The sequence below is a fragment of the Luteimonas salinilitoris genome (assembly GCF_041300785.1).
Classification (GTDB): domain Bacteria; phylum Pseudomonadota; class Gammaproteobacteria; order Xanthomonadales; family Xanthomonadaceae; genus Luteimonas; species Luteimonas salinilitoris.
Map to the genome: position 1 here is coordinate 54326 of NZ_JBFWIB010000016.1, position 14165 is coordinate 68490.

At 67.5% G+C, this 14165-nt stretch carries 14 protein-coding genes and 1 pseudogene; 5 read left to right on the forward strand and 10 right to left on the reverse strand.

Annotated elements, in window-relative coordinates:
- The first annotated feature begins 86 nt into the window (after positions 1-86).
- On the forward strand, positions 87-371 hold the full coding sequence (locus AB5T46_RS17740; RefSeq protein ID WP_370565404.1) for a DUF2782 domain-containing protein: 285 nt from the start codon (positions 87-89) through the stop codon (positions 369-371).
- Positions 372-414: 43 nt separating this feature from the next.
- Positions 415-1476, forward strand: a complete 1062-nt coding sequence (locus AB5T46_RS17745) for an oxidoreductase (protein ID WP_370565405.1) — start codon at positions 415-417, stop codon at positions 1474-1476.
- 259 nt (positions 1477-1735) lie between these two features.
- Here AB5T46_RS17745 and AB5T46_RS17750 read toward each other — a convergent pair whose 3' ends face one another.
- From AB5T46_RS17750 to AB5T46_RS17760, 3 genes are all read right to left on the reverse strand, one after another.
- On the reverse strand, positions 1736-2368 hold the full coding sequence (locus AB5T46_RS17750; RefSeq protein WP_370565406.1) for a LysE family translocator: 633 nt from the start codon (positions 2366-2368) through the stop codon (positions 1736-1738).
- Between the two features lie 485 nt (positions 2369-2853).
- Entirely contained in the window at positions 2854-3759 is a 906-nt protein-coding gene (gnd, locus tag AB5T46_RS17755) for a phosphogluconate dehydrogenase (NAD(+)-dependent, decarboxylating) (protein WP_370565408.1), read from the reverse strand.
- A gap of 318 nt (positions 3760-4077) precedes the next feature.
- Entirely contained in the window at positions 4078-5391 is a 1314-nt protein-coding gene (locus AB5T46_RS17760) for a hypothetical protein (RefSeq protein WP_370565409.1), read from the reverse strand.
- A 70-nt stretch (positions 5392-5461) separates the two neighbouring features.
- Between AB5T46_RS17760 and AB5T46_RS17765 the strand changes: the two genes are divergently transcribed.
- On the forward strand, positions 5462-5848 hold the full coding sequence (locus AB5T46_RS17765) for a putative signal transducing protein (RefSeq protein WP_370565410.1): 387 nt from the start codon (positions 5462-5464) through the stop codon (positions 5846-5848).
- 264 nt (positions 5849-6112) lie between these two features.
- Positions 6113-8336, forward strand: a pseudogene (locus AB5T46_RS17770) (Tex family protein); the annotation flags it as partial.
- A 445-nt stretch (positions 8337-8781) separates the two neighbouring features.
- Here the strand turns inward: AB5T46_RS17770 and AB5T46_RS17775 are convergent.
- The 3 genes from AB5T46_RS17775 to AB5T46_RS17785 form a co-directional block, all read right to left on the reverse strand.
- On the reverse strand, positions 8782-9096 hold the full coding sequence (locus AB5T46_RS17775) for a hypothetical protein (RefSeq protein ID WP_370565411.1): 315 nt from the start codon (positions 9094-9096) through the stop codon (positions 8782-8784).
- A 407-nt stretch (positions 9097-9503) separates the two neighbouring features.
- The gene (locus AB5T46_RS17780; RefSeq protein WP_370565412.1) at positions 9504-10364 is read right to left on the reverse strand and encodes a CPBP family intramembrane glutamic endopeptidase; all 861 of its coding nucleotides are present in this window, start codon (positions 10362-10364) and stop codon (positions 9504-9506) included.
- Between the two features lie 243 nt (positions 10365-10607).
- Positions 10608-10961, reverse strand: a complete 354-nt coding sequence (locus tag AB5T46_RS17785) for a hypothetical protein (RefSeq protein WP_370565413.1) — start codon at positions 10959-10961, stop codon at positions 10608-10610.
- On the opposite strand from AB5T46_RS17785, the gene AB5T46_RS17790 reads away from it, so the two are divergent.
- Positions 10920-11717 carry a type II toxin-antitoxin system RelE/ParE family toxin gene (locus AB5T46_RS17790; RefSeq protein ID WP_370565414.1) on the forward strand — a complete coding sequence of 266 codons (798 nt, stop codon included), beginning with the start codon at positions 10920-10922 and terminating at the stop codon, positions 11715-11717. The genes AB5T46_RS17785 and AB5T46_RS17790 overlap by 42 nt on opposite strands.
- Before the next feature lie 149 nt (positions 11718-11866).
- Here AB5T46_RS17790 and AB5T46_RS17795 read toward each other — a convergent pair whose 3' ends face one another.
- From AB5T46_RS17795 to AB5T46_RS17810, 4 genes are all read right to left on the reverse strand, one after another.
- Positions 11867-12217, reverse strand: coding sequence for a VOC family protein (locus AB5T46_RS17795; protein WP_370565415.1), 351 nt, complete (start codon positions 12215-12217; stop codon positions 11867-11869).
- A gap of 186 nt (positions 12218-12403) precedes the next feature.
- A complete protein-coding gene (locus tag AB5T46_RS17800; RefSeq protein ID WP_370565416.1) occupies positions 12404-13123 on the reverse strand; it encodes a CPBP family glutamic-type intramembrane protease in 720 nt (239 codons plus the stop codon).
- A 133-nt stretch (positions 13124-13256) separates the two neighbouring features.
- A complete protein-coding gene (locus tag AB5T46_RS17805; protein ID WP_370565417.1) occupies positions 13257-13676 on the reverse strand; it encodes a GNAT family N-acetyltransferase in 420 nt (139 codons plus the stop codon).
- A 70-nt stretch (positions 13677-13746) separates the two neighbouring features.
- The coding region (locus AB5T46_RS17810; RefSeq protein ID WP_370565419.1) for a GFA family protein at positions 13747-14165 on the reverse strand (419 nt) is incomplete at its 5' end.

The following is a 14165-nucleotide window of genomic DNA, read 5'->3' on the forward strand; positions in this document are numbered from 1 at the left end:
ATACGGCCCAGCACCTGCCGGGCAACGATCACGGCCCGTGGCCGCGAACCGGCGCATAATTGCGGCATCCCGTCCCGGAGTCCGCGATGAAGGCCCTGCTGCTGATCCCACTGCTGCTGCTCGGCGCCTGCGCCACCATGGACGGGGCGCCCCCCGGCCCGGAGATCCCCGCCGACGCGGTCGAGAACACCCGCACCGAGGCCAACGGCGACGTGATCACCGAGTACCGTGTCGCCGGCCAGGTGCGCGTGGTGCGGGTGCAGCCCTCGCGCGGTCCGGTGTACCACCTGTACGACCGCGACGGCGACGGCATCGTCGATGCCGAGGGCGACAACCCGCCGCAGACCTATTTCAAGCTGTTCGAGTGGTGATCGTGCAGGCGAGTCGCCAGCCTCGCCGGGCGGTGGCGTGCCGGTGACGCCGCTGAACGTCGCCCTGGTCGGCTACGGTTTCGTCGGCAAGGTGTTCCATGCGCCCTTGATCGCGCACACGCCCGGGCTGCGGCTGCATACGGTGGTGTCGGGCGACGCCGCCAAGGTGCGGGCGGACTTCCCCGACGTGCGCGTGCGGGTCGATCCCGAGGCCGCGTTCAACGACGACGCCGTCGACCTCGTGGTGCTGGCAAGTCCCAACCGCACCCACGCGCCGTTGGCGCTGGCGGCGCTCGCGGCCGGGCGACACGTGGTGGTCGACAAGCCGTTCACCGTCACCGTCGCCGAGGCGGAAGCCGTCGTCGCCGCGGCTGACCGCGTCGGGCGCCTGGTCAGCGTATTCCAGAACCGGCGCTGGGACACCGAATTTCTCACCCTGCGCAAGTTGATCGGCGAGGGCGCGCTGGGCGCGATCGTCGAACTGCACTCGCACTTCGACCGCTTCCGCCCGCAGGTGCCGGACCGCTGGCGCGAGCGCCCGGGGCCGGGCGCCGGGCTGTGGTTCGACCTCGGCCCGCACCTGGTCGACCAGGCGCTTCAACTGTTCGGCATGCCCGACGCGGTGCAGGCCGACCTGGCCCGGATGCGCGAGGACGCGCAGGTCGACGACTGGTTCCAGGTGACGCTGCGCTGGCCGCGGCGGCGGGTGGTGCTGCACGCGTCTACCCTGGTCGTTGCCAATGGCCTGCGTTTCGCCGCGCACGGCACCGGCGGCAGCTGGATCAAGCACGGGCTGGACCCGCAGGAGGACCGGCTGCGCGCCGGCATCGCGCCGGGATCGGCAGGTTCGGACCACGACCCGCTGCCGGGCGAGCTGGTGCGCGCCGACGGCGGGGCCCTGCGCCGGGAGACGACCGCGAGCGTGCCCGGCGACTACCGCGACTATTACACCGGCATCCGCGACGCGATCGTGGATGGCGCCCCGCCGCCGGTCACCGCGCCGCAGGCGCTCGGGGTGATGCGGGTCCTGGAAGCGGCGCGCGACAGCGCCGAGCGTGGCGCGGCGGTGGCGATGGCGCCCGCACCGCCGAACGGTCCGGCCTGATCCACCGTAGGAGCGCGCCATGCGCGCGATGCCGCGCCAGGCAGTCTTCACCGTTGCGGTGAGACAAGCCCCGTCGCCACGGGCCGTGCCAATCAATAGCCAAGCCCATCACGATGGACTAACACCTCATCTTCCTTTGGCTCCAGGTGCGGGCTATTCACTGACACCGCCCGTGGCGACGGCCCATTTTTCACTGCGGCGGAAAGGACTGCATGGCGCGCTCCTACGAACACATGCTTCACCCGACGACAATGCCTGCTCAGCGCCGCGCCTCGCTCACCATCCGCACCGCGAACGCGGCCAGCACGGTGCCCATCAGCCAGCGCTGCGCCGTCAGCCACAGCGGCCGCGCCACCAGGAATCCGGCGATCGACCCGGCCATGATCGCGATCAGCGCGTTGACCATCACGCTGATCGCGATCTGCGCACTGCCCAGCAGCAGCGACTGCATCAGCACGTTGCCGTGCTCGGGACTGATGAACTGCGGCAGCAGCGACAGGTACAGCACCGCGGCCTTCGGGTTCAGCAGGTTGGTCAGCAGGCCCATCAGGAACAGCTTGCGCGGGCCGTCCTTCGGCAGGTCGCGCACCTGGAACGGCGAACGCCCACCGGGCTTCACCGCCTGCCAGGCCAGGTACAGCAGATAGGCGGCGCCGGCCAGCCGCAGCGCGTCGTAGGCGTACGGCACCGCCATCACCAGCGCGGTGATGCCGAGCGCGGCGCAGACCATGTAGAACACGAAACCGAGCGCGACGCCGGCGAGCGAGATCAGCCCGGCGGTCGCGCCCTGGCTGATCGAACGCGAGATCAGGTAGACCATGTTCGGCCCGGGCGTGAGCACCATGCCGAGCGAGATCAGCGCGAAGGCGAGCAGCTGGGACGACTCGGGCATGTCGGCGGTCCGGAGGCAGTGGCCAGCGCCAGACGTTACGCGATCCGGCCGCCGCCGTCTCCGGAATCCCGGGCCCGGGCACCGGGGTACTGCGTTCCACGGCCGGAACAGCCGGGCGCCGCGCGGATACAGCGCGGTGCGGGGCCTACAGCCGAAGATACGGCGACTCACCGGCGCAGGACGCGTGACAGGCGCCCTAGAGCGGTTTTGGCGCAAGCGGGAGAGGGACGCATTCCGGTGACATACGCGAACACTTGATATGAAATTGCCCTAGCGCATTTTTGCCCGAGTGTTGACAGTGCCGTCATCCCCGTGCAGGCGGGGGTGAGAGCGGGCGTTTGCGAGCCATTGGCTCGCGCCCGTCTCGAACGCCCGAACGCCGTGCGTGAGGGCCGGGGATCGAAGATCCATGGACTTTCGCTCCGATCGCAGCAAAGTCCTTGGGCTCCCGCCTGCGCGGGAGCGACGAGGAAAGGATGCCTGCTCTAGTCGCGCTTGACGCCGTGTCCGCCGAAGGCGTCGCGGAGCGCCGCCAGCAGCTTGTCGGCGAAGGCTGCGTCGTCGCGCGAGCGCAGGCGCTCGAGCAGCGCCTGGGTGATCACCGGCGCGGCGACGTTCAGGTCGATGGCCTCGGCCACGGTCCAGCGGCCCTCGCCCGAATCGGCCACGAACGGCGCGATCCCGTCGAGCGCCGGATTGCCGCGCAACGCATCGGCGGTCAGGTCGAGCAACCACGAGCGCACCACGCTGCCCTCGCGCCAGATGTCGGCGACCTGGGCGAGGTCGAAGCCGAGATCCTGCTTGCGCTGCAGGATCGCGAAGCCTTCGGCGTAGGCCTGCATCAGGCCGTATTCGATACCGTTGTGCACCATCTTGGCGAAATGACCGGCCCCGGCGGGGCCGACATGCCCCCAGCCGCGTTCCGGGGCCGGGGCCAGCGCCCGGAACAGCGGCGCCAGCCGCTGCGCCAGCGCGGCATCGCCGCCGATGGTCAGGCTGTAGCCTTCGTCCAGTCCCCAGATGCCGCCGCTGGTGCCGACGTCGAGCCAGCCGCTGCCGTCCTCGGCCAGCAGCGCCGCGCGGCGCTGGCTGTCGCGATAGAAGCTGTTGCCGCCGTCGATCACCACGTCGCCGGGCGCGAGCAGCGGACGCAGCGCGGCGATCGTGTCGTCGACGATCCGGCCCGCCGGCACCATCAGCCACAGTGCACGCGGCGCCGGCAGCAGCGCGACCAGTTCCGGCAGCGACGTCGCCGCCTCGATCCCGCGCGCGGCCGCGGCGGTACGCGCCGCCTCGCCCGGATCGAAGCCGGCCACGCGGTGACCGCCGCGCAACAGCCGTTCGGCCATGTTCGCGCCCATGCGGCCCAGTCCGATCATGCCCAGGTCCATGCGTTTGCTCCGACAGCGACGAGGGCACAAGCCTCGCACAGCATGCGCCTAGACCGCATTCACGCCCGCATGCGGAGCCGGGCTTGTCTAGCGCTCGTCTCAAAAAACATGTTCAGCCGCGGATCGACGCGGATGAACACGGAGAAAGCTGCCGCTGAGGATGCGAGAAGCCGCTTTGCATTTCATTTGAACGCTTATCTGCGTTCATCCGTGGCGATCCTTGGCAGATAGCTCTTTACAGGATGGTTTCTGGCCGGTGAGGCAGCGGAGCAAGCTCCGCTCTACCAAGGAGAGCGGGTGCTGGCCGCGCCAGGCTGCTCAGTCGGCCGCGGCGCCCGCGACGATCCGCGCCCCGCGCAGCTGCGGCTGGCCGTCGAGCAGGTCGGTCCAGACCGCGTGGGACACACCATCGTGCACCACCAGCTTCGGGAAGCCGGTGGCGCGGCCGCGGCCTTGCAGCTTCGCCAGCTCGATGCGTTCGAACTCGCGCGACAGGTCGGGCGCATAGCGGGCGAACCAGAGCGACTGGCCGTCGCCGTCCTCGCGCAGCCACAGCACCCGCACCTGCCGCGCGTCGAGCGCCACTGCGACGCGCCCCTGCACCGCATTGCCGCGATCGAGCACCAGCGGTTCGCCGAAGCTGTCGCCGGCATCGCTGCTGCGCGCCAGCTTGACCTGCGGCTCGCCACCGGCCGCGGTGTACCAGGCCACCACCGCCTCGCTGCCGCGCGCGGCGAGGTCGGGGCCGTTGACCGGACAGGCCGGCATCGTCCAGTCGTCGGCATGCACCCGCCTGGGCGCGGTCCATACATTGCCTTCCAGGCGGCTGGCGAGGATGTCGCGGATCTCCTCGCCGGTGCGGCCGCGATAGACCAGCAGCGCGCCGCGATCGGTCATCGCCACGTCGGTCTTGCAGCATTCGCAGGTGCGCGTGTCGACGGTGGCCTCCTGCACCGGCTGCAGACCGCGGTCGAACAGCGCCGAGCGCAGCATCATCGAGCCGTCGTGCGCGCCGTGGCCGGCGTGCTCGTCGCCGCCGGTGTTGCGGCCGTCGAGCCAGGCGATGCCGAGCAGGTCGCGGCCCTGCGGCCACAACGACACGAAGCCGTGCTCGGTCGGGGTGCCGTCGTCGTGCGGCGTGACCGGCGGCGCCCAGTTGGCGCCGCCGTCCTGCGAGCGGGTCAGCACCACGTCGTAGGCGTAGGGTGCGTCGGCGGTCTTCTGCAGCCAATGCGCCCACAGCGCGCCGTCGGCGGTGGCGAGGATGTGCGGGGTATCGGCCCAGTTGACGAACATGCGGCTGCCGATGGCGATCGTCACCGGCCTGGTCTGCCAGCGCTGCTGCGCCGGGTCCCAGGCGCTGAAGCGGAACAGGTGGCGGCGCCCGGGCCGCGAGTCGAGCCAGGACAGCAGTACCCGCCCGTCCGGGGCCAGCGCCAGATCCGGCGCCGACGTGCCCGGCGTGATCGCCGGCAGCGGCCAGTCGAGGACGCGGCTCGGCTGCGCCGGGTCGCCGCCGGCAGCGGCGGCTCCAGGGGCGGCTTCACGATCGCCGCCGCAACCGGCCAGAAGCAGGACCAGCGCCGCCAACGGCGCGAAACGACGGACTCGGGGCGGCGTGACAGCGTTCATGCCGCAAGCGTAACCTGCGTTGGCGATCCATGCCCGCGCACGCACCGGGCCCCACCCAGCGGCCGCTCCCATGCTCGTCATCGTCGCCAGCTATACCGATCCGATCGAGGCGCAGATCGCGCGCGGCCTGCTCGCGGCCGAGGGCATCGAGGTGCACCTGGGCGACGAGCACAGCGCGTTGGCCAACTGGGAATGGCGGCTGGCGATCGGCGGCGTCAAGCTGCGGGTGCCGGAAGAACAGGCCGTGCACGCGCGGCACATCCTGCAGGCGCTCGACGACGGCGCCTATGCGCTGCAGGACGACACCGTCCAGGCGACCCCCGATGCATCGCTGCACACCCCGTACCGCGAATCGCGGTCGAGCCGGCTGGCGTGGGCAGCATTGATGCTGCTCGGCATTCCACTGCCGTGGCGGCGGCGAAGCGACAGCGATGAAGTGGTGGCACGCCCGTTCTGAACCTTCGTAGGAGCGCGCCATGCGCGCGATACCGCGGGCATTTCGCCGCCACGGCATTCTGACCACCAGCGCACCTCCCGGCCCGCAACGGAACCACCGATGGCCGCAACCTGAAACGCCACCGGCATCGCGCGCATGGCGCGCTCCTACGGCGTCGCGGCGAACCCATCGCGATCCGGCCGTCGCTGTCAACGGCTACCGCCGGGTCCTTCGCGTTGCCACAATCCCCGCTTCGCGGCGAACGGCCGCACGCCGACGGACACGATGCACGATTCCACGCCCGCGCTCGCGCGCAAGATCGCCCACGCCATCGCCGACGAGATCGGCGCCCAGCCCGCACAGGCCGAAGCCGCCATCGCCCTGCTCGACGGCGGCGCCACGGTGCCGTTCGTCGCCCGCTACCGCAAGGAAGCCACCGGCGGACTCGACGATACCCAGCTGCGCAACCTGGAGACGCGGCTGACCTACCTGCGCGAACTGGAAGACCGCCGCGCGACGATCCTGTCCAGCATCGGCGAACAGGGCAAGCTAACCGACGAGCTGCGCGCCGAGATCGAGACCGCCGACAGCAAGGCGCGGCTGGAGGACCTGTACCTGCCGTACAAGCCCAAACGCCGCACCCGCGCGCAGATCGCGCGCGAGGCCGGGCTGGAGCCGCTGGCCGATGGCCTGCTCGAAGACCCGACCCGGGTGCCGGAGGACTACGCCGCCGGTTTCGTCGATGCCGACAAGGGCGTGGCCGACGCCAAGGCGGCGCTGGAAGGCGCGCGCGCGATCCTGATGGAGCGCTGGGGCGAGGACGCGGCACTGCTCGGCGAGCTGCGCGGCTGGCTGGAGAGTCACGGCGTGATCCGCGCCAGGGTGGTCGAAGGCAAGGAAGCGGCCGGCGCGAAGTTCCGCGACTACTTCGACCATGCCGAACCGCTGGCGAAGATCCCGTCGCACCGCCTGCTGGCGCTGTTCCGCGCGCGCCGCGAGGAGTTCCTGCAGCTGGAACTGGACCCGGGCACCGACCCCGAGTCCGGCCATGCCTACGCGGAAGGGCGCATCGCCCGCCATGCCGGCATCGCCGACCGCGGCCGCCCCGCCGATGCCTGGCTGCGCAACGCCTGTCGCCTGGCCTGGCGCGCCCGGCTGCACCTGCACCTGCTGATCGACCTGTTCAACCAGGCGCGCGAGAAGGCCGAGGCCGAAGCGATCTCGGTGTTCGGCAACAACCTCGAGGACCTGCTGCTGGCGGCGCCGGCCGGCCCGCGCGCGGTGCTGGGGCTCGATCCCGGCCTGCGCACCGGTGTGAAGGTCGCCGTGGTCGACGCCACCGGCAAGCTGGTCGCCACCGACACCATCTACCCGCACGAGCCGAGGCGGCAGTGGGAGGCGTCGCTGCATGCGCTGGCCAAACTGTGCCGGGAGCACGGTGTCGAACTGGTCGCCATCGGTAACGGCACCGCCAGCCGCGAGACCGACAGGCTGGCCGGCGAGCTGATCCGCCGCCACCCGGAATTGAAGCTGCAGAAGCTCGTCGTCAGCGAGGCCGGCGCCTCGGTGTACTCGGCCTCGGAACTGGCCGCGCGCGAGTTCCCGGACCTCGACGTCTCGCTGCGCGGCGCGGTGTCGATCGCGCGCCGGCTGCAGGACCCGCTGGCCGAGCTGGTCAAGATCGAACCGAAGTCGATCGGCGTCGGCCAGTACCAGCACGACGTCGACCAGTTCCGGATGGCGCGCGCGCTCGAGGCCAAGGTGGAGGACTGCGTGAACGCCGTCGGCGTGCACGTCAACACCGCCTCGGCGCCGCTGCTGGCGCGCGTGGCCGGCCTGTCGGCGTCGGTGGCCGAGAACATCGTCGTGCACCGCGACGCCAATGGGCCGTTCAAGCGCCGCCGGGACCTTCTGAAGGTGCCGAGGCTGGGCGAGAAGACCTTCGAGCAGTGCGCCGGCTTCCTGCGCATCGCCGACGGCGACGAGCCGCTCGACGCGTCCGCCGTGCACCCGGAGGCCTATCCGGTGATCGAGCGCATCGTGGAGGCCTGCGGCCGCGAGGTGAAGCAGATCGTCGGCGACGCCTCGTTCGTGCGCACGCTCCGGCCCGAGCAGTTCACCGACGAGCGCTTCGGCCTGCCGACCGTGCGCGACATCCTCGGGGAGCTGGAGAAACCCGGCCGCGACCCGCGCCCCGAGTTCAAGGCGGCGACCTTCGCCGAGGGGGTGGAGGACATCAAGGACCTCGAGCCGGGCATGGTCCTCGAGGGCGTGGTCAGCAACGTCGCCGCGTTCGGCGCCTTCGTCGACATCGGCGTGCACCAGGACGGCCTGGTCCACATCTCCGCGCTGTCGGACAGGTTCGTCAAGGATCCGCGCGAGGTGGTCAAGGCCGGCGACATCGTCAAGGTCAAGGTGCTGGAGGTCGACGTCGCCCGCAAGCGCATCGCCCTGACCCGCCGCCTCGACGACCCCGTCGGCGAAGCTGCGCTGAGCCCACGGCGCGGCGGCGAACGCGACGCGCGCAACCGTAACCCGCGCCCAGACCGCGCTCAGCACGCTGGCAAGGGAAGCGGCAAGTCGCAGACCACACCGTCCAACAGCGCCCTAGCCGACGCATTCGCCCGCGCCAAGCGCTCCTGACTGCGCGTCGCAACGCCCGTTGACGCGATCGCGCCGCCTCGGCCGCAGCCGCACGGCGAATACGTCGGCCAAGGGCGGCGCGGCACGCGGACCGATAGATCTTGCGAGGATCGCGCGCATGGCGCGCTCCTACGAAAACCGGCACCCGCCCGTTCGCGGCGGATGCGACGCCCACCCGTAGGAGCGCGCCATGCGCGCGATACCGGCGCGGTTTGAACACGGGCACCACACAAGGTCAGGTCTACAGCGTTACGGCGAAGCTTCATCGCGCCGCTTTGCGGCCTCGGACGCAGCGCAATGCCCGCGTTCCGCTAGATCGTGACGTCGGCCACCCTCCGGGTCTCCTCGCTGAACTCGGCCATTTCGGCCTCCGTCAACAGATCGTGCGCCCGGATCAGTCGAAGGTGCAAAATCGCGCTGGAACGGCTGAAACCGTCGAAAGCATGCGCCATCTCCCGATTGCGCTCATGGATCAATCCGTACAGCTCACCGTAGCGTTCATGGGCCGTGGCGCCTTCTCTTGAACAGACCTCCCGGCACTCTTCCAGGATTCGCTGCGACAGCCGCTCCAGTGCGATTACCCGCAGCCTCTTGAAGACTTTCCAGTCAGATTCTCGGATGGTCATCGTCGTTTGGTCTTTGCAGAAATTCTGATGCGTGAATCAAGCCTCGCCGCGGCTTCGGCCTGGATGGACGCTAGAGCATTTTTGCCCCCGAGTGTTGACATTGCCGTCATCCCCGCGCAGGCGGGGTGAGAGCGGGCGTTTGCGAGCCATTGGCTCGCGCCCGTCTCGAACGCCCGAACGCTGTGCGTGAGGGCCGGGGATCGAAGATCCATGGACTTTCGCTCCGATCGCAGCAAAGTCCTTGGGCTCCCGCCTGCGCGGGAGCGACGAGGAAAGGATGCCTTGCCAACATTCGACACGCCTTCCATGCCGACCAAGCCCGCGTCCCTCCCGGGCAGGCCGCACCGAAGGCGGTCGCCAAAGTGGCTGCGATCCAGGCGGAAGCGAGGGCGTCAGCGGCACAAGATCTAGCCGTCGGGTTCAGGGGCAGCAAAAGACAGCGGGGTCGAGCTCCACGTCGCAGGCCGCCGCCAAAGCAGCATGAGGACCAGCGAGGCAATCACCGTAATTCCGCCATTCGTGCTCAAGTCGACCTGCTGCTGGACAAGCAGGAAGGGAGCATTCGAAAGCGCGTGCACGCCGATGACCAGATACAGATTGCCGGTCCGCCAGTACAAAAGGGCGAGCAACAGGCCGAGCGCGAACAAAAGCGTGAGTTCGGCAGGCAGTGCCGCCAACGGCACTCCGGAACTGATCCGCAACGGCACATGGATCGCAGCAAAGACCGCCGATGAGATGACCAAGGCAAGCAGCAACGCCTTTTTCGGACTGCATCCACCCCGCGCCAGGAAGTGCAGCCTCATCTGCTGGAACAGGATGCCGCGAAACAGCACTTCCTCGAACAACGCGTTACCAAGAATCTGCCCCAGGAACATGCCTATCGTGCGTGTGGGGCCGGCCGTACCCCAATCCGGATTGACGATCAGCGGAGCAGCCGTGACCAGCGCGTACGTCGCTTGGAACAGGTTCAGCGCAATCCACACGAGGAACGTAACGCCGGCCGCGACGCCCAATCCGTGACGTCTCAACCCCATGTCGCCGAGCCTCAAGCCACTGCTCAGGCGCAGGAAGCCGGCTACGACGACCAGCATCAACACATTGGCCACGAGCGTGGATGAAATCAGGCCATGGGTCGGGGATGAAATCGCTCGAAGCAACCCCGATGGAAACAGAACGAAGATCACCAGAAAATTGAGCGCCAGATACAGCACCAGCACCCATGCCAGGGCACTCCAGGGGGCAAGGCGAGTTTGTTGCGTTGTCTGCATGGGTGAGGACCTGATGCTTGAGTTGAGCCGCGCCACGAACCGGCGGCTTGGACGAACGGTCAGGTGCCGCCACGACGGAGCTCCCTGACTTGCCGGACTGCGGAGTCAAAGCTGTCCAGTGCGGCGGCTACGATAGCCTCTAAGCGAGCGGCCGTGTCGGCCGGCGCCGACTGCGCCAGCCTCGGACAGCCGCCGGCCTGGCGTGCCAGCGCACGCTTCCCGGCCGGCGCTCTCGAGGCGAAGTCACTTGCCTTCGTACGCGGCGCGAAGCGCGGCGATGTCGAGCTTCTTCATCGTCATCATCGCCTGCATCGCCCGCGTGGCCGCAGCGCTGTCGGGGCTGTTGTGCATCTGGATGATGTCCCGTGGCACGATCTGCCACGACAGGCGGTCCGCTCTGACCCCGTTTTTTTCGCCTGTCGCGTTACGATGCCGCACCCCACACGTCGCACGCCGTAGATCCCTCATGAAGTCCCGCACCCCCGACCCACCCCCGGCGGCATGAGCCAGGCGTCGACCCGAACGGGTGCCGGGGCAAAACACCGAATCGAACGCTTGCAGCCGTGGATCGCCGCGCTCGGCAGCGCGCTGCTGCATCTGCTGCTCCTGCTCATCGCGATGCTGTCGCCCCCGATCACCATGACGACGCCGCAGGGCGACGCCGCCGGCGGAAGCCGGGTGGAAGTGAACTTCATCGGCGAGAGCCCACCACAACCCACGCAGGCGCCACCCGCGCCGGCGGCCGCGAGCGAACCCGCCGGAGCGTCCCCCGCGGCCTCGCGCATCGAGTCCGCGCCGGTCACGCACGCTGACGATCCGTTGCCTGCCGACGCGGCCGCCACGTCGGACGCTTCGACGGCATCCCGTATTCCCCGGCCCATGCAGCGCCCGGACGTGCCGGCCCCCGCCGCAAGCGCGCCCCCGACGACCCAGCGCCGCTCGCGCACCTGGGGACAGCCGCCGGGCATGCTCGTCGAAGACCTCGCCCCCGTGAACGCGGGGCCGGCCCGCAGCCCCGCCGTCGAACGCGGCCGCAGGTACAACGCGTCCGCGTCCGAACCCAACCTGGAGGTGGGCGGCTACCAGGTCGTCTACGACCTGCGCAGCGAAACCCGCCTGCGCACCTGGCGCGATCAAGGCATGACGGAACTCTTCCTTCCCTTGCCGGGCACGCGGCAGTACATGGTCTGCCCGCTGGAAACCGCGCTGAAGCGCGAGTCCGGCCCGTGCCGCCTGCTCGAGCCGAACGATCCGGAAATGGCGAACATCGGCGACGCGCGCGAGGTCATCACCGTGCAGCAGGTCTATCGGCGCGGGGATCTGGTCTGGCGTGGCCCGAGGCCTTACCGATGAGCCCGGAGCACGCTGCCGCGGCGAGGCACCGATGGCGATTGGTTCGGCAACAGGCGGATCAATGAAGCACTCGATCGCGTGACGCGGCGATAAAGTGGATACCCACGGGTTAGGCGCATTGCTCGTATACACCCGTGGCGTCCGCTCGTTCACTCATGTTGCTGGATGTTGATGAGCTTTCCGAAAGGATCGCGGACGTAGAATCTCCGTACACCCCAAGGCTCGCTTACGGGACCATACTCAATAGGCACGTTCGCCTCCTTGGACCGGGCTATTGCAGCTTCGATGCTATCGACTTCGATAGATAGATCGGGCACGGGAGTCCCTGAGCCGCCCTCGGACCCAAAACTCACCTGAACGGTCATCTTTGCGTCGGATCCGTATGTTTGAAACCAACCGTGATCCATGAGCAGTTCAAGGCCCAATATGCCGCCGTAAAAGGCCGCCGCCTTGTTGACGTCCGATGTTGCCGTGTTGGACATGGTGCGCTTGACTTTCATATTTCACCTCGACTTCTAGGTCATGCTCGAGCTTGAGCTGCTCATATTGTCTCTTCGCCTTTCATGTTGTCCCGTTGGCGCAAACACGTGTTCTAGGGCCTGGCTTGGGCATTGAAGGCACTCCTGAAGTGAGATCAGGGTATCCACTGATACCGTAGGAACTATCGCTTCGGCTCGAATGAATTGCTAGGCGCCAAGCAGCGCAGTGAGATGGAATGCGACATTTGCAAAACTGTGCGCCAAGATCGGAAAGAGCAAGCTGCCACTGCTGAACCGCAACCAGCCGCCGGCAATGCTGCCGATGAAAGGGAACAACGCAGACATTGGATCGAACGAGAACTTGGCGTCCGAATAGCTCAGCCCATGCCAGATGCCGAACGCAAGGGCGGTAATGAACACCACGGTCCACGGTATCCCTTGCAAAGGCTCTTTGCCGCGGATGAGACCAAGCAAGAGAGCCGGAGCGATACCGCGATACACCAGTTCTTCCGCAAGCCCGGGCATCAGCGCCTGAAACGCGAGTGTCTCGACGGACGGGGCTGAAGGCTTGAACAGCAGTCCAAGCGAGACGCCCCATAGGATGAACAGAAACAGGGCGATCAGGGATGCGGTGAGGTTTCTTTGCGACAGGGTGAGGCCGATCGCCTCAGGTTTGATCCCCAGCCCAAGCACCACCGCGATGGACAGCAGCAGGCTGTAGACCTTTCCGGACCAATTCCATTCTCCACCGGCAAAGCTAAATGCAGATGACGCGGACGGTAAGCCCGTGACCAGATCATCGAGCCCCAGGTAGGCCGCGAACAACAACCCAAAGGCAAAGGTCAGGCGCTTGTCGAAGTACTTGAACGAAAGAAAGATCAAGAAAGCGATTGCAGCAAAGCTCAACGAGAAAATGACTGCTTCCATCTGCGACGCTTCTCCGGTTGGCGCCCAGCGCCTGATTTAAGCCGAGCCGCAACGGGACGATGGCGAGCTGACACACTATCCAGGGCGACACGGACGAACGAAATAACGATGCGGCTTCGGCTTGAATTAATTGTTAGGGCCCACTCAACTCTAGTCGGAGTTCCCCGCCAGCAGCAATGCCACACGACTGCCAGCCCTGCGAAATGTAGAAGCGCTCAGCACGCGTGCCGGGGTCGGTGATGAGCCATAGACGTGTATGTCCCAATGACCACAGCCAGTTGATCATCGTGGAGTGGAGGGATTTACCGTAGCCGCGACCCTCGTGATCCGGGTGCACGAACAGGGCCCAGACGTTCCCGGAGTTACAGCCAGTAGCGAAAGCGACAATCTCTCCGTTTGCCTCAACGACCCAAGTGCGCCCCACATCCTCCAGCGCGGCGATGTAGTCCGCCTCGGTGATACGCGCCGGATCGGAAAGAGTATTTTCACGCACCGCCAGCCGCACACGTTGCATTGCCGGGATGTCGCTTTGAATGGCTCGCCGCAGTGTCACGTGTGGGCCCTAACGCCTTATGTCTTGCAGTTCCCCTGTTGTAGGCGCCATTAGACGGCCGATGGGCTGCTCAATCAAGGTGATCAATACCGTCTGGAAGACGTACCCAATGGTGCTGCCGCGCCTCATAGACCGACACACGCGGCCGCGGAAAATCCGGATCTGCAAAGGCGCCGACAGTAACGGCCACCACATCGGGAATAGCGTCAAACCGATAAAAGACAGTGGAGCCACACTCCGGACAGAAGTGAAAACGCACTGAGCTGCCCTCATCGCCGATGCGTACGTATTCCCTGCTCTGACCTTCAACGATCACTGCGTCAGCCGGGAATCTGGCCTGAGCGCCAAACACACTGCCGGTCCGCTTTTGGCAGGCCAAGCAATGGCAGATTGAGACGCGAATCGGCTCGCCTTGGGTGCCAACGATGAGCTTCCCACAACTACATGAGGCAAGACGCTTGGTCATGGCGCCTAACGCCTTAAGCCGAG

Excerpts from the sequence above, each read along its gene's own strand:
- AB5T46_RS17775 (WP_370565411.1), bottom strand. The coding sequence starts at position 9,096 with ATGACCATCCGAGAATCTGACTGGAAAGTCTTCAAGAGGCTGCGGGTA.
- AB5T46_RS17785 (WP_370565413.1), bottom strand. The coding sequence starts at position 10,961 with ATGCAGCAGCGCGCTGCCGAGCGCGGCGATCCACGGCTGCAAGCGTTC.
- AB5T46_RS17750 (WP_370565406.1), bottom strand. The coding sequence starts at position 2,368 with ATGCCCGAGTCGTCCCAGCTGCTCGCCTTCGCGCTGATCTCGCTCGGC.
- AB5T46_RS17765 (WP_370565410.1), top strand. The coding sequence starts at position 5,462 with ATGCTCGTCATCGTCGCCAGCTATACCGATCCGATCGAGGCGCAGATC.
- AB5T46_RS17800 (WP_370565416.1), bottom strand. The coding sequence starts at position 13,123 with ATGGAAGCAGTCATTTTCTCGTTGAGCTTTGCTGCAATCGCTTTCTTG.
- AB5T46_RS17780 (WP_370565412.1), bottom strand. The coding sequence starts at position 10,364 with ATGCAGACAACGCAACAAACTCGCCTTGCCCCCTGGAGTGCCCTGGCA.
- AB5T46_RS17760 (WP_370565409.1), bottom strand. The coding sequence starts at position 5,391 with ATGAACGCTGTCACGCCGCCCCGAGTCCGTCGTTTCGCGCCGTTGGCG.
- AB5T46_RS17740 (WP_370565404.1), top strand. The coding sequence starts at position 87 with ATGAAGGCCCTGCTGCTGATCCCACTGCTGCTGCTCGGCGCCTGCGCC.
- AB5T46_RS17795 (WP_370565415.1), bottom strand. The coding sequence starts at position 12,217 with ATGAAAGTCAAGCGCACCATGTCCAACACGGCAACATCGGACGTCAAC.
- gnd (WP_370565408.1), bottom strand. The coding sequence starts at position 3,759 with ATGGACCTGGGCATGATCGGACTGGGCCGCATGGGCGCGAACATGGCC.